Annotated in this window: 16 protein-coding genes; 11 read left to right on the forward strand and 5 right to left on the reverse strand. The window is 59.4% G+C overall.

The window, feature by feature from the left end; translation table 11 throughout:
* Nucleotides 1-3 precede the first annotated feature (3 nt).
* Nucleotides 4-909, forward strand: coding sequence for a translation elongation factor Ts (gene tsf / locus B3759_RS00130; RefSeq protein WP_291362475.1), 906 nt, complete (start codon nt 4-6; stop codon nt 907-909).
* A gap of 18 nt (nt 910-927) precedes the next feature.
* Nucleotides 928-1698, forward strand: a complete 771-nt coding sequence (gene recO / locus B3759_RS00135; RefSeq protein WP_291362477.1) for a DNA repair protein RecO — start codon at nt 928-930, stop codon at nt 1696-1698.
* Between the two features lie 167 nt (nt 1699-1865).
* Here recO and B3759_RS00140 read toward each other — a convergent pair whose 3' ends face one another.
* On the reverse strand, nt 1866-2633 hold the full coding sequence (locus tag B3759_RS00140; protein ID WP_291362479.1) for a 2-keto-4-pentenoate hydratase: 768 nt from the start codon (nt 2631-2633) through the stop codon (nt 1866-1868).
* 184 nt (nt 2634-2817) lie between these two features.
* Complete coding sequence (locus tag B3759_RS00145) at nt 2818-3270, reverse strand: hypothetical protein (RefSeq protein ID WP_291362481.1); 453 nt, start codon at nt 3268-3270, stop codon at nt 2818-2820.
* A gap of 45 nt (nt 3271-3315) precedes the next feature.
* Between B3759_RS00145 and parC the strand changes: the two genes are divergently transcribed.
* The 7 genes from parC (at nt 3316) to B3759_RS00180 (ending at nt 12389) form a co-directional block, all read left to right on the forward strand.
* Nucleotides 3316-5535 (forward strand): DNA topoisomerase IV subunit A, encoded by a 2220-nt coding sequence (parC, locus tag B3759_RS00150; protein ID WP_291362483.1) that lies wholly within the window; start codon nt 3316-3318, stop codon nt 5533-5535.
* A gap of 89 nt (nt 5536-5624) precedes the next feature.
* Entirely contained in the window at nt 5625-7391 is a 1767-nt protein-coding gene (locus B3759_RS00155) for a hypothetical protein (protein WP_291362485.1), read from the forward strand.
* A complete protein-coding gene (locus B3759_RS00160; protein ID WP_291362487.1) occupies nt 7388-8422 on the forward strand; it encodes a hypothetical protein in 1035 nt (344 codons plus the stop codon). The genes B3759_RS00155 and B3759_RS00160 overlap by 4 nt, the downstream gene beginning before the upstream one ends.
* The gene (locus B3759_RS00165; protein WP_291362489.1) at nt 8419-9033 is read left to right on the forward strand and encodes a hypothetical protein; all 615 of its coding nucleotides are present in this window, start codon (nt 8419-8421) and stop codon (nt 9031-9033) included. Before B3759_RS00160 ends, B3759_RS00165 begins: the two co-directional genes overlap by 4 nt.
* Complete coding sequence (locus B3759_RS00170; protein WP_291362491.1) at nt 9033-10217, forward strand: hypothetical protein; 1185 nt, start codon at nt 9033-9035, stop codon at nt 10215-10217. The genes B3759_RS00165 and B3759_RS00170 overlap by 1 nt, the downstream gene beginning before the upstream one ends.
* Nucleotides 10214-11845 carry an NADH:ubiquinone oxidoreductase gene (locus B3759_RS00175; protein WP_291362493.1) on the forward strand — a complete coding sequence of 544 codons (1632 nt, stop codon included), beginning with the start codon at nt 10214-10216 and terminating at the stop codon, nt 11843-11845. Before B3759_RS00170 ends, B3759_RS00175 begins: the two co-directional genes overlap by 4 nt.
* A 55-nt stretch (nt 11846-11900) precedes the next feature.
* Complete coding sequence (locus B3759_RS00180) at nt 11901-12389, forward strand: NADH-quinone oxidoreductase subunit B family protein (protein ID WP_099348112.1); 489 nt, start codon at nt 11901-11903, stop codon at nt 12387-12389.
* A gap of 53 nt (nt 12390-12442) precedes the next feature.
* Here the strand turns inward: B3759_RS00180 and B3759_RS00185 are convergent, their stop codons facing one another.
* Together B3759_RS00185 and B3759_RS00190 are read right to left on the reverse strand one after the other, a co-directional pair.
* The gene (locus B3759_RS00185; RefSeq protein ID WP_291362498.1) at nt 12443-13333 is read right to left on the reverse strand and encodes a CDP-alcohol phosphatidyltransferase family protein; all 891 of its coding nucleotides are present in this window, start codon (nt 13331-13333) and stop codon (nt 12443-12445) included.
* 47 nt (nt 13334-13380) lie between these two features.
* A complete protein-coding gene (locus B3759_RS00190; RefSeq protein ID WP_291362499.1) occupies nt 13381-14076 on the reverse strand; it encodes a phosphatidylserine decarboxylase in 696 nt (231 codons plus the stop codon).
* 172 nt (nt 14077-14248) lie between these two features.
* Here B3759_RS00190 and B3759_RS00195 point away from each other — a divergent pair, with 172 nt between their 5' ends.
* Both B3759_RS00195 and B3759_RS00200 read left to right on the forward strand, forming a co-directional pair.
* Nucleotides 14249-14953 (forward strand): lysophospholipid acyltransferase family protein, encoded by a 705-nt coding sequence (locus tag B3759_RS00195; protein ID WP_291362502.1) that lies wholly within the window; start codon nt 14249-14251, stop codon nt 14951-14953.
* Between the two features lie 419 nt (nt 14954-15372).
* Nucleotides 15373-16440 (forward strand): DUF2125 domain-containing protein, encoded by a 1068-nt coding sequence (locus B3759_RS00200; RefSeq protein ID WP_291362504.1) that lies wholly within the window; start codon nt 15373-15375, stop codon nt 16438-16440.
* A gap of 20 nt (nt 16441-16460) precedes the next feature.
* On the opposite strand, the gene B3759_RS00205 is transcribed toward B3759_RS00200, so the two are convergent.
* Complete coding sequence (locus B3759_RS00205) at nt 16461-17579, reverse strand: lipase (RefSeq protein WP_291362506.1); 1119 nt, start codon at nt 17577-17579, stop codon at nt 16461-16463.
* Nucleotides 17580-17796: the final 217 nt, after the last annotated feature.

The following is a 17796-nucleotide window of genomic DNA, read 5'->3' on the forward strand; positions in this document are numbered from 1 at the left end:
ATCATGGCGGAAATCACTGCTGCCCTCGTGAAGGAACTGCGCGAGAAGACCGGTGCAGGCATGATGGACTGCAAAAAGGCGCTCAAGGAAGCTGCCGGTGAGATCGAAGGCGCCATTGACTGGCTGCGCACGAAGGGCCTCGCCGCTGCTGCGAAGAAGTCCGGCCGCGTAACCGCTGAAGGTCTGATCGGCGTTGTTTCCGAAGGCAAGCGCGCTGCGATGGTTGAGGTGAATGCCGAGACCGACTTCGTTGCCCGTAACGAAGCATTCCAGGGTTTTGTCGAGGAAGTAGCCAAGGCTGCTCTGACGGCTGGCGAAGACCTTGAGAAGATCAAGAATGCTACGGTTGCATCCGGTCGCACGGTTGCTGACGAGCTGACGCACCTCATCGCCACGATCGGTGAGAACATGTCGATCCGTCGCGCACGCGTTCTGGAAGTGCCGTCGGGCGTTGTCGCTACCTACATCCACGGCGCCCTGAAGCCGGGCCTTGGCAAGATTGGCGTTCTGGCTGCTATCGAGGCACCGTCCGAGAGCGACGCCATCATGGCTCTGGGTCGTCAGGTTGGCATGCACGTCGCAGCGACCCGTCCGGCTGCTCTTGATGTGAGCAGCATTGATCCGGAAGCTGTCGAGCGTGAGCGCGCCGTGCTGAAGGAGCAGGCTCTGGCCTCCGGTAAGCCGGAAGCGATTGTCGAGAAAATGATCGATGGCCGTATCCGCAAGTTCTACGAAGAAGTCGTTCTTCTTGAGCAGGTCTGGGTGCATGACGGCGAGAGCCGCGTGAAGGACGTTCTCTCCAAGGCCGGTGTGAAGCTGGTCGGGTTTGATCGTTATCAGCTCGGTGAAGGCATCGAGAAAGAAGAGAATGACTTCGCTGCTGAAGTGGCCAAGGCTGCTGGCAGCTAAGATCAGGTCGTTCTGATTATGAATGGGGGCGGGGCATCTCTTGAATGGGAAGCACCCGCCCTTGTTTTATCTGTTGCTCCCTTTGGGGAGGCTGATGCGCTTGTGCATCTTTTTTCACCGGCTCAGGGCGTATCGCACGGGCTGGTCAAAGGCGGCCTTGGTCGCCGGAATGCTGCGACGTGGCAGAATGGCAATCTCGTGCAGGCCCAGTGGCGGACGCGTATTCCGGGGCAGCTCGGGACAGTCACGGGAGAAATGGCCGGCCCTAATGCTGCCCGTGCGCTGTCATCGCGCTCCAGCCTTGCCTGCCTGACTTCTCTTTGTGCTGTTGCAGACAGCGCGCTGGCGGAAGGCGAGCCTTATCCCGGTCTGTGTCAGGACAGCGCTCAGGTATTGGCGATGCTCGGCACGCAGGATGTTGATGCTGAAATCTCAACGCTCATCCGGTGGGAGACGATCCTGCTGCGGGATCTCGGTTTCGCGCTGGACCTGTCCTGTTGCGCCGTTACAGGACAGACGGACGACCTGATTTACGTTTCTCCCCGTACCGGACGTGCCGTGTCTCAGGAGGGGGCTGGAAAATGGGCTTCACGCCTTTTGCCGTTGCCGCGTTTTCTGCTTGATGATTCGGATTTTGGTACGCCAGAGGACTGGCGGGATGGCCTGCGTCTGACAGGGCATTTTCTGTCGCGTGACGTTTTTGGACCTCTTCACCGTCCTTTGCCCGCAGCACGAATCAGACTGGCGGATATTGTGCAGTCTTTTGTGACGGGGCCGGAAGGGGACTGATCTCAATCGCGGTCTATCGCTTCAATGGAAGCGCATGGTTTCAAAGACGAATCTTTGATTGAGTATGGGGAGGGACCTCTTAAGTCCCTTTCAATCATGATGTCAGATGGGGCGGACAGGCACAGTCAGGTTTTACCGTGTAAAAATAACCCGGAAGAAATTGAATATTATTCCAGAAAGGCAGTGACGGTGCCGAGCGTATCGAACTGTACGCTTACATGCGTCCGATGAGGCACAAAAAATGCACCCGAGAGTGAGCCTGTCGTCACAACCGTTCCCGTTTCGATAGGCAGTCCACGCCGGGCTGCATGACCGGCCAGCCAGACCAGTAACCGTGTCAGATCACCTGCTGCATTGCCGCCGACCTGTTCGGATACACGGCGGTGATCGACCCTCATCACAAATTTTTCCTGCGCAGGATCGAAATGGCGCCAGTCGGAAAAAGCCGGACCCAGAATAAGGGCGCCGTGGTTCTGCTGATCGGCCATATGCACCAGCCGGGACTGGGAGCCGGGTTTGATAAAACGTGTGTCCACCACTTCGATAGCTGGATGCACGCTGCCGACAGCTGCCAGAACGGCATCCGGACTCAGATCTGGACCTACGGCCCTGTCGAAACGATAGGCAATTTCTGCTTCCACGCCACGATGATGAAAGAAATCCGCCGGGATAACGGCACCATCCGCAAATAATGTTTCAGCGTGAAGCGGAGCGGCGGAAGGTTCTGCATCCGGTCCTGCCGCGCCGACCTTCCAGCCGCGCACAGGGCCATTCAGGGCGGCGACGTGATTCTGCACCTCGTAGGCAGCTTCTTCCGAGGCCGGGATACAATGAGGAGGCAACGAGATAATGGGGGGGACGTCACCTTTGCGAACGACATGCAGGGTGCGCGCCAGTGTCAGGGAATTGCTCGGATTGCTGTGGTTTTCTGGCATGAACCTGCCTGTGTTCAGATGTAAAATTTTGTCATGATTTATAAAACCTGAATCCGGTCAAACAAAAGGCAATCTGAGCGGAAATCCCTCAGTTTCTTATTTTAATGGTTCTTTTGCCCGAAAAAGGACAAGGATCTGCCAGCCAGAAGTCTGAAATGGCTGGTTCTCTCCGTGTGGAGAGCGCTTACCACTCAGCGCCAATGACATGCTTTGGCTGATTGGGACCCGGATCAGCGCTTTCTGACCAGACGGTCCAGTCCCAGCCGGGATGCTGATTGATTTCCGCGGTCATGGCGGCCTGACTCGGTATGCCCTTCATGGTTTTGTGCGAATAATCGACGAAAGCAGCCTGACTGCCCATATAGACACAGCCACAACCGATGCGGTCAGCGTAGAGATACACAGGGCCAGTGCTGGTGGGCCGATAGGTCAGCATGCCTGCGGGCAGAATGTTCATGAGCTCATAACGGGCTGTGGTGTCCGCCGGATGAGCGGTAAAGCCGCTGTAAGCGAGTTGTTCACCGGTCCGGAGGTAGCGATCAGCCGGTGAACAGGCGGCAAGGCCGCTCAGCACGGCAAAAAGAGAGGCAAATCGAAATGCCGGACGGCGTGAAAAACCGGTCAGGACGTTGGCCAAAGCGTATCTCTCCGTTATGGGTGCGCACGACGGAGGACACAGGACATGAGTGACACGTTCGCAGGCCATATCGAGGACACCCGACTTACCGACGCCCTGAGCGAGCGGTATCTGGCTTACGCGCTGTCGACAATCATGTCCCGCTCGTTGCCGGACGTGCGGGACGGTCTCAAGCCAGTGCATCGCCGTCTTATCTTCGCCATGCACCAGCTTCGCCTTGATCCCGCATCCGGGTTTAAAAAGTGTGCACGTGTCGTTGGTGACGTGATCGGTAAATATCACCCGCATGGTGACGCCTCGGTCTACGAAGCGCTCGTGCGGCTTGCGCAGGATTTCGCCGTCCGATTCCCGCTCGTGGAAGGGCAGGGCAATTTCGGTTCGGTGGACGGCGATAATGCCGCCGCCATGCGATACACCGAAGCCCGTCTGACCAAGGTCGCGCAGGCGCTGCTCGAAGGCATCAATGACGACGCCGTCGATTTCCGCCCCACCTATGATGGCGAGGATGCCGAGCCGGTCGTTCTGCCCGCCGCCTTTCCGAATCTGCTCGCCAATGGTGCTGCGGGAATCGCCGTCGGCATGGCCACCAGCATTCCGCCGCACAACGCCGGTGAAATCTGCGCCGCTGCTGGCCTGCTGATCCGCAAGCCCGACGCCACCGTGGCTGAACTCCTCCAGCACATGCCCGGACCGGACTTCCCGACAGGCGGCATTATCGTCGAGGATTCGGACGCCATCCTGAAGGCGTATGAGACCGGACGTGGCGGCTTTCGCATTCGCTCCCGCTGGCAGACCGAGCAGGGGCGCTTCGGCACATGGCAGGTGGTGGTCACCGAAATCCCCTATCAGGTGCAGAAATCCCGCCTGATCGAGCAGATCGCCGATCTGCTGGTGCAGAAGAAACTGCCGCTGCTGGCCGATATCCGCGATGAAAGCTCGTCTGATATCCGCCTCGTGCTGGAACCGAGAAACCGCACCATCGAGCCGGAAGTGCTCATGGAGACGCTGTTCAAGGCAACCCAGCTCGAAAGCCGCTTCTCGCTCAACATGAACGTCATCGGCCCGGACCGTGCGCCGGGCGTGCTGGATCTGCGTTCCGTGTTGCAGGCATGGCTCGACCACCGCCACGAAGTGCTGGAACGCCGCAGCGCCCATCGTCTCGCCGCCGTCGAGAAGCGCCTCGAAATCCTCGAAGGCTTCCTCGCCGTCTATCTCAACCTTGATGAGGTGATCCGCATCATCCGCGAGGAAGACGATGCCAAGGCCAGCCTGATGGCGACCTTCAACCTCACCGAAATGCAGGCCGAAGCCGTTCTCAACATGCGCCTGCGCAGCCTGCGCAAGCTGGAAGAGATCGAGATCCGCAAGGAGCACACGGCTCTCTCCGCCGAACGCGACGAACTCCGCGCTCTGCTGGGCGATGAGAAACTCCGCTGGTCCCGCATCGCCGCCGAGGTGAAGGAGATTGGCAAGAACTTCGGCTCCGGAGCACTGGGCGCTCGTCGCAGCACGCTTGGCGCGCCGCCTCCGCAGATCGACCTGTCCGCCGCCACGCTGGTCGAGCGTGAACCGCTGACTATGATCCTGTCGGAAAAGGGCTGGGTTCGTGCGGTGAAAGGCCACGGCATCGACGCCAGCGCCCAGAAATTCAAGGAAGGCGACAGCCTCCTCCTCGCGCTGCCCTGCCAGAGCACTGACCGTATCTGCTTCTTCGCCACGGACGGTCGCGCCTATACCGTCAATGCTGGCGACCTTCCGCGTGGCCGCGGCGACGGCCAGCCCGTGCGCCTGCTAATGGATCTGTCGAACGACGAGGATATCCTCTCCGTGTTCGTCATTGAGGACGGCAAGAAGCGCCTTGTCGCCTCCAGCGTCGGACGCGGCATGATCGTGGCCGACACCGACTTCGCCGCCGAGAAGCGCAGCGGCAAGCAGGTGCTCAATCTCAAGGGCGACGAAAGCGCGCGCCTCTGCATCCCGGCGCAGGGCGATCAGGTCGCGGTCTATGGCGGCGACAAGCGTCTGCTCGTCTTCCCCGTCGATCAGCTTCCCGTCATGACGAAGGGACTGGGCGTCACGCTCCAGAAATACCCGGACGGCGGCGCGAAACTCGGTCTGCGTCAGGCTGTCGTGTTCAGTGCGGAGGAAGGGTTGCTCTGGCCGGGCGCGGTGCGGGTGCGCAGCTTTGCCGAACTTGAACCGTGGGTCGGAAAGCGTGCCGCGACCGGCAAGGCGGCACCCCCGTGGGCGATGAAGAAAGCCTGAGACTCTCCCTGCGGGTTTGATTGCCCGTATAGCATCGCGTCGGTTCGCATCATGCAGGACATTTCCCCATCCTGACGATCCTCATCCTGTTGCCGGTCATCCTCGCCAGCCTGCTTTCGGCCACGGCCGAGCGATGGATCGGGTTGCCTCCGGGACAGCAGCGGCTGGCCTGTCAGGCGATGTGGCTGGTCGCGGCATTGGGTGCGCTGATCGTGCTGCCATGGAGCGCGGGTGATGCGCGTTCCGTTCTGCCGTTCTTCACGCTGGACCCGCTCGGTTGCCTGTTTCTGGTGGTGTTCACCATTCTCGGTTGCTGTTCGGAGCGATGGATCAGACCCGGAGGCCGCCTTCCGCTCGCCTGTGCGGTCGCGTGTCTGGCCACCTTCGCCAATGATGCCGCTGCTCTGATGGTAACGGGCTGTCTGGCGCTGATGCTGGCGCTTCCGGAACGTCAGAAAGCATCCGCCGGGTGTCTGCGGACTCTACTTTTCGCGGCAGCCTGCGCGCCCGGTGTGCCTCACGGTGCCGAGTGGATAGCTATAGCCGCCGCTCTGGCCTGCGCGGCAGGAGCGGGACGTCGGCAGCCGGACTTTGCGGTCGCCCCGATGCTGGAATCCGGCTGTGGTCTGCTGCTGCTTTGTCGTGTTCTTCTCAGGCCCGACACCGTGATTACGCCCGCCATGACTGCGACGCTAATTGCCGGTGGGATGCTGCTGGCGTTCGTGCGCGTGGCTTCTGCTCTCACCACACGAAAAGGGTGCATTGCGAATGCGGGGCTGGCTGGGTTGCCTGTCGCGCTGAGCATCACCTCGATTGGGTTGTTGCTGCTCGCGGGTGCTTCCGGTTCCGCTCTGACAGCGCATGCCGCAGCCTGCACGCTGGTGCTTGGGCTGGTGACGCTCTGGCCCGTCGCCATTGCGTTTCTGCGCACTGGTGGTCTGGTCGCAGAAGGCGCGGGGTCAGATCATCTCGGTCGTCTGGGCGGTCTGCTCCTGTTTGCGCCCCGACTGGCAGGCTTGTTCGCCATAACACTACTGATTCTTACCTTTCTGCCCCCAGCCAGTGGTTTCACCATCCTGTGGCTGCTGGTTGAAACGGCTCTTGGTCTGCTGCCGGATGGCTTCACCGCGGCCCTGCCGTCACTGGCTTTCCTGCTGGCTCTTGGTGTGCTTGTTGCGCTGACCGGGCTGGCAGCACTGAGACTGGCGGCGCTTCTCTTGCTGGGTAGCGCACGCAGTCCCCGCATGGCGGCCTGCCCGGATGCGATCTGGCCTGCTTTGGTGCCGGTTTCTGGTGCGCTCCTGTTCGCCGTTGTGGCCGGGTTTGTGCCGGGCGGTGTGCTGCGTCTGGCTGAACCTGTCCTGCAACAATTGACGGGCGCGCCGCGTGTGACAGTACAGCCTTTCTTTACGCTGGTTGCGCCGGATGGGCTGTCGTCATGGATGCCTGTTGGCGTTACGGCGCTTCTGTTGCTGATCGTGCTGATCATCCGGCTGGCGCAGCAACAGGTTCTTCGTTCGCGAACCCATGCTCCCGTGCTGAAACGCGAGATACTGCCTGACACTCACGTCGGCGAGACGACACCTTGGCTGGGTGGGCTGACAACGCGAGCGCCGTGGCTCCCATTTGGTGAACCGTTGATCTGGTCGGGTGTCGATATGGCACCGTCCTCACTGAGGTCAGTGCTGTTCCTGCGGGGACGATGCAGGATCATGTCCCGCTTCCGGATGCTGCGTCTTGGTGCGCGCGGCTTGCACCGCCTCCGACAGGCGCTCCGGAAAACGGCTCCTTTTGCGGATCATGCGACTGCTGTCGTGCTTGTTCTGGTGGCTTCCCTCTCGGCGTTGCTGTCATGACCCTTCTCCAGATCGTTCTTTCCGTTCTGCTGACAGGGCTGCAACTGGCGCTGATAGTGTTTGTCGGGCCGCTTCTGAGCGGGTTTCGCCGTTTTATCTCGGCACGGATGGCGGGCGTTCCAGCACCGCCTGTGCTGCGTCGGTGGTTCGTCATTGGTCGTGAATTAGGACAGGTTCCGCCGGTTCAGCAGAGCGATGCGCCTCCACTGGTCGCGGGGATGATCACCGGGATTGTCGCGCCGTTTTCTCTGGCCGCCGCCGTATGCGCAGCCCTGTTTGTGCCTGCCTTCACTCAGGGGCTTTTGACCCGTTCGTGGTCTGATCTGCTACTCGTGGGACTGCTGCTGGTGCTGGCCCGTTTCACCGCTTTGCTGCCGGGACTGGCCCAGCCTGCGGAACGCGCCACACTCGCATTCGGACGGGCTGTCGCTCTGGCGTTGGTGCTGCCTTGTCTGTTTCTGCTGGTGGCGCTGCTGTTCAGCGCCGGAGCGACCACCGACCTTGCTTCCGTGCTGACGGGCATGAATCATGAAAATCCGTTTGTGGAAGGCGCGCCCTTCGTGCTGGCTGGCGCGGCCATGCTGGCGGCTGTCGATCCGGTGGAGAAGTCCGATTCCGAAGAGCCGGGAAGCGATGGGGCGCTTCTGATGCTGTCGCGGGACATCGCGGCTCTGACATGGCTCACTCTGGCCGGTGATCTCATGTGGCCCGGTTCGCTGGCCTCGGTTCTTGATAGCCCTTCCTTTCTGAGTGGCTGCGGTGCGCTGGCGCTCGGCGTGCTGTGCTGGTTGTTACGCAGTTTTCTTCTGGCGATCATTCTTGCGACTGGGCGGGCCTTTGCGCTTGGTGATCTGGCAGCGGTGCGTCTGCGGGCGGCCTCCGCGTTGCTGCTGGCGGTGCTGGCGCTTCAGTTGATGACCGCTGCCCGTCTGATGCCGCCTGTTGGCGTGATGCCTGAGGAAAATCGCGTTTCAGAAAAAGCACCTTCGGTACACCCTGCCACCCGTCGAACGGATATCGAAAAACGATGACGCTCGCGCTTGCCCTTCTGCCGCTGCTGGCTCTGTTAACGCTCCTCGCCGGTCTGATGGTGACGCCGGTGACGGGACTTCTGACCGCCCTTTCCATCCTGCTCCTGCGTCATGTGACGCCGGAACCACTTCCCGCCGTCATCCTGTTTGCGGCGGGGAGCGCGCTGATTCTCTCGATTGGTCCGGCATGGTGGTTGGGGCGCTATACGGATGAAGCGGCTCCGTCGCGTGTGGCCGGGGCAGTCATTCTCTCTCTGGCGTTGCTGATTGCGGGCAGCCTCAGTCTTCCGTCCGAGGACATGCTTCAGAACCCCGCGCTTCTCGCTGCTCCGTTTATTCCAATCGACGCGGCAGTCGTAACGGTGGCGCTTGGTGTGACCTTTATCGGTCTGGCCACGCTGTCTCTGCGGTCTGGCGCACGCTATCAGCTGGCCGGACTTCTGACGGCCTGTGACGGATTGCTGCTGACAGCGGCCAACATTCGCAATCCTTATGCGGGTTGGCTCATCGGTGTGTGCGTTCTGTTGCTTGCCGGAGCCGGAACCTGGCTGGTGCGGCGCCTCTCCCTTCTGCGACTGAAATCCACAGAGCGCGGGGAGGGCGGGTTCTGATGCTTATTGCAGCGGATATCATCCTGTTCCTCGGCCTTGTCTGGCCATTTCTTGCCGGTGCGATCATTGCCGCCTTTGGCCCTGAAAGTCGGACGGGCGATGAGGAGACGCAAAGCCGATTCTCCCAGCTTGCTGCTAACTTCTCCCTTGTCGCGGTGGCGCTGGCTGCACTCAACGTGCCACTCTCGCTCTATCTGGCGGCAACCGGGCAGGGTGTTGAACTGGGATGGATGATCGAAGCGCCTCTGGCGACGGTTGGGTGTCTGCTTCTGCATGTCAGTCTGGTGTCGCAGTGCTTTGCGCCACCGCTGCCTGAGGAAGAGCGTGCTCTGGTGGCGCGGGACGCCGTTCCGTTCTGGACTACCGGACTGCTGGCCCTCGCGATGATGCTTTCGGAGCCCGTTGCTCGTGCGGCCATGCTGCTGTCAGCTCCTGTTTTGAGTGTCATTCTGCTTAATACAGGCGCAGGTCGTGCGCTTGCGGGCTGGAACACTCTCCGTCGGGCCGCCACGGGGGCTCTTTTGGTCTGTAGTGGATTTCTGCACCCTGATCCGATCATTGAGGGGATGCTGGCGGGATGTGGATTCTGCCTGCTCGCCAGCCTGTTTCCCTGCACGCTGTCTCTGAGCGCAACACGGACAGACCGGGCAGGCGACGCATCGGAAATCCTGAGAGCCAATGCCGCAACACTGGCCGTGGTGGCATTGCTGGTGACATTCCCTCTGCCGCCAGTCACTGTATTGGGTCTTAGAGGACTGTTCTTTGCGTCCGGCCTTGCGACACTCGCGCTCGCAGCTGTGCGTCTCAGACTGAGATCCGCACAGGCGACTTCCCTGCTGACACAGGCTTCGATGGGGCTTGCCGCCGTCTCAGCAGGTCTTGCCCATCCTCTGGTGGCTGATCTGGCTGTATTCGGTCCACTTGTCGCCACGCCTTGGCTTTCGCTGTCCGGAAAGCCGAATTCCCGCGTAACGCTGTTGGCGGATCAAGCGTTTCTTCTGCCGGGATTCGCAGCGCTTCTTCTGGCGGTAATGCTGGTAGCGGGGACATCCCTGCCGCTCGCTCTGCTGCTGATTGCGGCGGCATGGCCTGCGTTGCGCCCCGGTGTCCGGCTGTTTCCGTCCAGAGTAGCGCTTCCCAAAGTCAGTGGCGCAAAGCCCGTCAACAGGGAGGGACGGCCATGAGTATTCCGCCCATTCTGTTCGGAGGTGGGGCTCTTGTGACGCAGGAGCCGTCCAGACCCACTGTGCGGACCCTCATTCGCAACGGTCAGAAGACCGAAACGGCATGGCGCTTCGAACTAACTGAAGACGCATGGTTCGATCTGGTGGAATGCCTACGTGACGATCCGGCGGTTCTGCTGGGGCTCTGGTGTGACGGCAAGGCAGTGCACGCTTTTTTCAATGATGGCGTGCCGGGAGGCGAGGTTGGACTCAGGCCGCTTATGGCGTCTCTGGTGCTGGATGGTCCACGCTATCGTGGTTTTTCAGCTATCCGTCACCGTGCTGCGCCATTCGAACGCATGATCCGCGATCTCTGGGGCGTCGAGGCCATGGATGCGGCAGACACGCGGCCATTGGTCGATCGTGGCGCATGGACGGTAACAGCGCCCTTGTCGGAACGCCCGGTCCCCACTTCAGGGATGACCGATATGCCAGAGTTTGCTGCGCCTGACCCGGTGGTTGCCGCGCAGGGGATGGTCTTTTCCCGTGGACCGGCATCCGGTGGATCTGAGGGGCCCGTACATTTTCGTCTCGGTGTCGCCAATGAACGGGTCCGCACTGTCGAAGCGCTGACCGGCTTTGCGCATCGGGGGATGGAAGCGCGGATGGCTGGTGTCTCGCTTACCGAGGCAGCGGCCCTGAGTGGGCGAATCCATGTGGGCGCGAGTGTGGCGCATCAATGGGCCTTCAGCGCTGCTGTCGAGCAGGCGATGGGTACGACGATCGCGCCGATGATTGGGCATATCCGGGCAATGCTGTGTGAAATCGAGAGGATTCACACACATCTCACCAGTCTGGCGCGAACGGCGGATGCTGCGGGTGCGGAAATGCTGGCGACCCGGCTTTATAAAGCGCGCGATATTCTCTCCCGTGTCTGTCAGGCGGCCATAGGGCGGCGTCTGTTACTCGACTGCGTGGTGCCGGGTGGCGTTACGCTTGCCATTTCCGGGTATGAGCAACTTCCTGAAGATGTCGTTCTGGACGGGCTTCGAACCCTGTGTGAGGAAATTGCCGTCTTCGGAACGGGGGATTTTCTCGATATTCAGGCGCTCTGGCAGGCAACCGGCGTCGTGACATCGGGTCTGGTCGGAGAGGGTGTGGTGCCGAGGTCTCTGGCTGATGCTCTCGTGCTGGGTGGAGCAATTGGTCGGAGCTGCGGACGGGGAGCCGATCTGCGCCAGTCCATGGAAGCGTATTCGGGTGTTCGAATCCGTACACCTGTCGCGATTGAAGGCGATGCTGCTGCCCGCTGCCGGATCCGTTTCGAGGACATTGCCGAAAGCCTGCGGATGATCGCTGCTTTCGGGGCCATGTTCTCACCTGATGACGAAGCGGAGCGTCCTTCATTTCTTGTTCCGCTGAAGATCCCTCAAGAGCGATGCGAGGGATATGCCGCCGTTGAAGGGCCTGACGGGCTGATCTGTCATGTCGTGATTTTACAGGCAGGACGGGTGGAGCGCACCTTTATTGCAGAACCTGCCGGTGTGCTGCAGGGCGTGCAGGAAACAGCGCTTCCGGGGTCTAGCCCCTCTAAATTTGATGCCGTGCGTTGTTCGTTCGGTGTTTCTGTCGCGGCCGTTGATCTGTAAGAATAGTCCGGCTACCGCCACATTTCTGTGACAGGCCAAGAGGGAGGGGGTTACCGTGTCGACTGTTCTGATCCGCGCGTTGTTCACATCCCTGCTTGCGCCTGCCGGTCCTGCGCTGCCACCGGTCGTGTCACGTTCTCCGCTGGTTTTCTTTCATGTGGATAGCGGCGGCTGTGAAGCCTGTAGTCTTGAGGTCGAGGCGCTCAGAAAGGGCGACTACGGCTTGGCCGAAGCAGGAATTGTGTTCACCGATGCGCCGCGTCTTGCGGATATGCTGCTTGTGACCGGCACTTGCACCCGGATGATGGCTCCCGTGGTCAAGGCCGCATGGGAAGCGATGCCGCAGCCCAAGGGCCTGCTCGCTGTAGGGGCCTGCGCGATTGACGGAGGGCCATTTGCCGAGAACTACGCTGTTCTTGGTGGTCTGGAGAAGCGGGCGTCCGTGGATTGCGCCATTCCCGGTTGTCCGCCGACCCCTGACGCTATCCTGCAAGGGATCGTAAACCTGCTCTCCCCAACACCTGCACCCATCATGGAAGCGTAGGTTCGACCAGCATACGTCAGCAAGCTGGTCGTATTGAAAGCATGGCTTTGTCCTTATTGGTGAGCAGTGTGCTCTGGAAGAGCTGCGTGCTCGGCCAACTGAGTTTCGTCCTCGTCTTCCTGCAGGGCTTCAGCGGCTCTTCTAAGGCGCTGGAAGCTCATTCGGCTGACCGGAAGAATGGCGACGTAAACCACGCCCATCCCCGCAAGAACGCCCCAGGGATCCGCGACAAGCGCGACGAGGTAAGCCCCTATGCCCAGCATCATTGGCAGGACATATTTGGCTGGAACCTTGAAGTTCTTGAATGACCAGACCGGCAGGGTCGACACCAGAAGAAACCCGGTTCCGATCAGACTCAGTATCGGCAACCAGGGCAGCCGGGTCATTTCGTACAGGCTGGTATAGCCGAGTTTTTCTGCTTCAAGACCCAGAAAAAGCGGGAATAGAGCCAGTCCTGCGCCTGCTGGAGCCGGGACACCGGTGAAGAAGTTGCTCGCATATTTCGGACGTTCTTCCTCGCCGTCGAGGCTGGCGTTGAAGCGAGCCAGACGCAGCGCCATGCAGACTGTGAACAGAATGCCGGGAAGGAACGAGTACCGACCAGCGTCTTTCAGGGCCCAGAGATACAGGACGAAAGACGGGGCTACGCCGAAGCAGAGGAAGTCCGAGAGACTGTCAAACTCTGCGCCAAAGCGGGTGGAGCCGCGCAGAAGACGCGCAATCCGACCGTCTAGCCCGTCGATAATCGCCGAAGCCAGAAGGGCAAGAGCAGCCTGATGGAAACGGCCATCAAGAGCGAAACGCATCCCCATCAGACCGCTGCAAAGTCCAAGCATGGTGAGCAGGTTGGGGATGAGCCGGTTGAAGGAGGGGCCGCGGACACGCGCTCGCGCAGGACGGCTGCCGCGCAGACGACGACGTCTGCGCCTTGTTGTTTCAGCCATGGACGAAAGGCTCCCGTGTCACGGGAAAGAGACGGGTCAGCACTGGATCAGGCGTCAAGCTCGGCCACGACCGTCTCACCGCCGATCATGGTCTGACCGACTTCCACCAGCGGCTCGACGCCGGGGGGAAGATAAACATCAGTCCGAGAACCGAAGCGGATCAGACCGAAGCGCTCTCCGGCCTCCAGACGCTCGCCTTCCTTGACGGAGCAGACGATGCGACGGGCGATCAGTCCTGCAATCTGCACAACGGCAACCATGCGGCCATCGGGCAGAGTGATGCTCATGGCGTTGCGCTCGTTGTCCGTCGAAGCCTTGTCGAGACTGGCATTCAGGAATTTGCCTTCATGATAGGCAATGCGCGTCACGGTTCCGGCGACAGGCATGCGGTTCACATGCACGTCCAGAACGGACAGGAAGGTCGCCACACGCCAGACCGGGGTTTCGCCCATGCCGAGTTCGACGGGGGGAGCGATCTTTTCAATCGACACGATCCGTCCGTCAGCCGGAGCCAGAACCAGACCTTCCCGCGCGGGAGCAATCCGTTCCGGGTCACGGAAGAAATACAGGCAGAATCCGAAGAACAGACCACTGGCCGTGCCAATGCCCCGGAAAATCGGGCAGTTGCGACGCCAGCCCAGATAGCGGGCAGCGACCGTCACAGCGCCGGATACGCCAAGGAACGGGTAGGCCTCGCGATGCGGGCGGGAAAGGACGAACTTGAGAGAGCCTAGGAGTGACATGCTACCGTTCTTGGCCGTTCATCGCTGCGGAATCAAGAGAAACTCGTGACATTCGGGCTCTGCCTTGCGTCATTCCGTCTTTTCTGGTCTCCATCCGCACCTGTTCGGCCCGCAGGACGCGTGTCGGAAAAGCCTGTTCATCCAGCCGTGAGGCCCAGCTGGGAGCCCTGATATGCGCGTGATCCGTTCTGCTCTGTTCCGGATCTATATCGTCGTCATTTCTGTTCTGATGGGGTGGGCAGCTATGCCGGTCCGGTTTTTCTGGCCGCGTTATGCAATGCCTTACGCCAAACTCTGGGCGCGATTCTATCTGGCGGGTGGACGTTTCTGGTGCGGTATCCACACGCATGTTGAAGGGCTGGAAAAGCTCCCGAAGGACAAGCCGTTCATCATTGCCTCGCAGCATCAGTCGGCCTTTGACACGCTGGTCTGGATGAATCTTGTGTCCAAACCGACCTACGTCATGAAGGAAGAGTTGCTGAAAGTGCCCTTCGTTGGGCCGATGCTGAAGCTCACAGGCATGATTCCCGTTCAGCGTGCGGGCGGAAGCAAGGCGATGCGAGGGCTGTTGAAGGAAACGGAACGGGCGGCTGCCGATGGTCGGCAGATGATCATTTTCCCCGAGGGCACTCGTATGGCTTACGGAGAGACCGTTCCTCTAAAGCCGGGAATTGTCGCCATGGCGCGTCATACCGGCCTGCCGGTCTATCCCGTCGCCACCAATTCCGGGCTGTGCTGGCCGAACCGGGGTTTCCTCAAGCGGGCCGGAACCATCTCGGTCGTCATCGGAGATCCGGTTCAGGCCAAGGGACGCGGAGAGATGCTTCAGGCCATTGAACGGGCCTGGCAGGAAGAACAACCGCGTCTGAACGCTTGACAGGCTGTCTTTAATCGTCAGGGGATACCCTTGTGGATAACTCTGTGGGATAAAATGGCGTCTTACAGGGTTGTGGGCCTGATCCGTGAAATCTCCTGCTTTTTCCACGCTTCAATGAAGTCAAGTCGGTTTGTTGCATAAAAATGATACTCTGCGATTTTTCCGCAGAAGACAGCGGTTTTCTGTGAAAATCCGTTATCCAATCGGATGTTTCTTTTCTGATGTTTCAAGGAAAACAACTTTTCAGAAAACGTGGATGCTTTGACTGATGAATTGTGGATAAGTTTTGTCAAGCCACGCTGAGCCTGACTATTTCGGGGGATTTTATTGAACGAGTTCCGACATCTGGTCCCTGAAACTGAGGTGGGGTACAAACTGGATAACGGGCGAGGTAGCAGGAGCGTCAGCTGAAACATCGCATGCGCTTCTTTGTAGCCATTGGACTGGGTCTGGTGCTGGTCGTGTCAGGCTGTGCCGGAATGATGGTCGCCAGACAGAGTCTCATCGGAAAAATTGATGCGGAGCGTGAAATTCTTCTCAAGCAGGGCTGGAGTGTTTCCTGGCGGGTGTCGGGGTTCAGTCTGTTCGCGTTTCCGTGGCAGGTGACGCTGCGAGATGTACGTCTGGACGGTCCTTTGAAAGACACGCGTCTCGTCTACGGAGGTGACGCTGTGACCGTATCGCCCGCTGCGCCGTTTTCCTCATTAGTCCGACTGGATTTTACGGGACAGCAGGCATTTTTGCTGGGACACGATTCTGCCCATCCGGATGCTGCATTCAGACTGACGGGAAGCGGGCTTCATGCGACTGTTGGTGCTGCTAACAGTGGCGAGGAAATTCATGCTGCCTTTATGGCGGATGATGACCAGTTTGAAGTGTATGCAATGCCTTTCCCTCTGGGGCAGTCGGCTCTTCCGTTCAGTGTCGGTTTGAGAAAACTCCAAGGTAGAACGGAATGGTATCTGAAACAGAACTATCTGGAAGGTGCGGCGGCAGATGTGACAGTCGAGACTGTCACATTACCTGTTGCATGGCCCGGTATCGGCAATCTGGCGGAGAAAGTGCATGTCGCGCTCTCTTCCAGTGAGACGGAAGGTGGCGACCGAGGTTTGACGCTACATATTGGCGAGGCGCGGTTTGGACCGTCCACTGTCGCCGTCACGGGGAAACTTGTCTGGCAGCGTGATGCGACGGGTGATTTCGACCTGACCTTACGTGGTCTGGAAAAAGTCGTTGATGCGATGATGGTTGGGCATGTGGTCACGCCGGAAGTGCGTCACATGACAATGCTGATCGAGCGTTTCAGGGCGCAGGGAAATCTTCAGTCACCACCGAAAACAGAAAAAACCGGAGAGGCAACAGCGCCGGACACGATCATTGCCCTGCCGCTGAGATTGAGAAAAGGCGAGTGGACGATAGGGACTTTGCCTGCGGCCACGTTACTGGAAGCGTGGCGATCAGGGAAAGGAAAGGTAGCCTCCCCCTGATCGCTACTTCTTGCAGTTAATCAGCTTGTAAGGCTGGACGTGCGATCGGCATTGTCTGTCAGGAGCTGTGCAATGCTGTCATTGCCTACATTGAACACAGCACCGCTCTGATAATGTGTCGTATCGCCAAGAGACACATAGGGAGTCATCGTGATGCCCATATCGGCTGCCTGTGTTCCCGGCAGATGATATCCCGCGAACGAGGCGGCGCTGAGCAGTTCACCGACATTTCCGATTGAGCTGGCATTCCAGTTACTGACGGCTGCGGCCAGTGGGGCATTGTCCGCCGGATTGCCCAGCATGACGACCTGACCGTAATGGTTGAAATCGCCAGCAGCACCCGCGGGCATGGATGTCACGAAAGATGAGCCCGGCATGGTGTCGTTGGCATATTCGGCGACAGGATCGCCATAAGTCACAACGCTGGCGAAATTTGAACCATCGCCTTTTGCTGTTGTGGAAGTGGGGATACCGGTCGGTTCAAACGCGATGCCGCCAAGACCCGTCTGCTGGGCAACATAGGAAGCCTCGATCCCGCCCAGCGAGTGACCGGTGACAAAGATGTTGTTGGTGTCGATGCCCTGCTTCTGGGCCATGTCCACGATATAATGCGTGAAGGACAAGGCATCTTTCTGCGCCTGCGAAACGCTCTGGTTCCAGATCTGGACGTCTGAAAGAAAACCTGTCGCGACAGCTGCCGGATTGGTGATGGCATTAAAGCCGCCGCCCGTCCCCTGAAACGCGATAATCACCTGATCGTTGTCAGTGACCCAGACCTTGGCTGACATGTCGCTGGTTTCATCGATGACGGCCAGTTGCTGACCATTAACGAGAAATGGTGACATGCCGGTGGGTGTGCCTGTCAGGGCATATTCAGTATTGGCTGCGTTCAGGAACTGGGAAACTGTTGGGGTCTGGTTGAGATTCTGATGGGTAGGAACGGGGATTGCCGTATCGTCATTAAGGAAGGTCAGCAGGTTATTTGGGGTCGTGTTGTCGAGGATGTTGCTTGGCAACGCCGCCAGAGAGCTCCAGATCTGATTGATGCCGGTGTCATTCAGAAAATCATCTGCCGACTGAATGAGACTGGTTTCGATATTACGTCCTATGTTCCAGATGTCGGCAATCAGATTGCTCATGGTGTCCCCATTGATATTGATAAAAGTTTTGATTCTGAAAGATTAGTTTCCAGTCCGGACGCGCACGAACAGTCCACAGGTTTACGCCTGCAGACACCGGATAAACGACTGATTGGCACTGGAAAGATAAGGAAAAGCCAGAAACAGCTTTCATAAACATCCTGTCTGTAATGAGCGTTTTGAACCACAGCACAGAATGGAAAACTGGCTTCTCGTT

It is taken from the genome of Acetobacter sp. UBA5411 (assembly GCF_002409645.1).
Taxonomy (GTDB): Bacteria; Pseudomonadota; Alphaproteobacteria; order Acetobacterales; family Acetobacteraceae; genus Acetobacter.

Excerpts from the sequence above, each read along its gene's own strand:
- tsf (WP_291362475.1), top strand. The coding sequence starts at position 4 with ATGGCGGAAATCACTGCTGCCCTCGTGAAGGAACTGCGCGAGAAGACC.
- recO (WP_291362477.1), top strand. The coding sequence starts at position 928 with ATGAATGGGGGCGGGGCATCTCTTGAATGGGAAGCACCCGCCCTTGTT.
- B3759_RS00140 (WP_291362479.1), bottom strand. The coding sequence starts at position 2,633 with ATGCCAGAAAACCACAGCAATCCGAGCAATTCCCTGACACTGGCGCGC.
- parC (WP_291362483.1), top strand. The coding sequence starts at position 3,316 with ATGAGTGACACGTTCGCAGGCCATATCGAGGACACCCGACTTACCGAC.
- B3759_RS00160 (WP_291362487.1), top strand. The coding sequence starts at position 7,388 with ATGACCCTTCTCCAGATCGTTCTTTCCGTTCTGCTGACAGGGCTGCAA.
- B3759_RS00165 (WP_291362489.1), top strand. The coding sequence starts at position 8,419 with ATGACGCTCGCGCTTGCCCTTCTGCCGCTGCTGGCTCTGTTAACGCTC.
- B3759_RS00170 (WP_291362491.1), top strand. The coding sequence starts at position 9,033 with ATGCTTATTGCAGCGGATATCATCCTGTTCCTCGGCCTTGTCTGGCCA.
- B3759_RS00175 (WP_291362493.1), top strand. The coding sequence starts at position 10,214 with ATGAGTATTCCGCCCATTCTGTTCGGAGGTGGGGCTCTTGTGACGCAG.
- B3759_RS00185 (WP_291362498.1), bottom strand. The coding sequence starts at position 13,333 with ATGGCTGAAACAACAAGGCGCAGACGTCGTCGTCTGCGCGGCAGCCGT.
- B3759_RS00190 (WP_291362499.1), bottom strand. The coding sequence starts at position 14,076 with ATGTCACTCCTAGGCTCTCTCAAGTTCGTCCTTTCCCGCCCGCATCGC.
- B3759_RS00195 (WP_291362502.1), top strand. The coding sequence starts at position 14,249 with ATGCGCGTGATCCGTTCTGCTCTGTTCCGGATCTATATCGTCGTCATT.
- B3759_RS00200 (WP_291362504.1), top strand. The coding sequence starts at position 15,373 with ATGCGCTTCTTTGTAGCCATTGGACTGGGTCTGGTGCTGGTCGTGTCA.
- B3759_RS00205 (WP_291362506.1), bottom strand. The coding sequence starts at position 17,579 with ATGAGCAATCTGATTGCCGACATCTGGAACATAGGACGTAATATCGAA.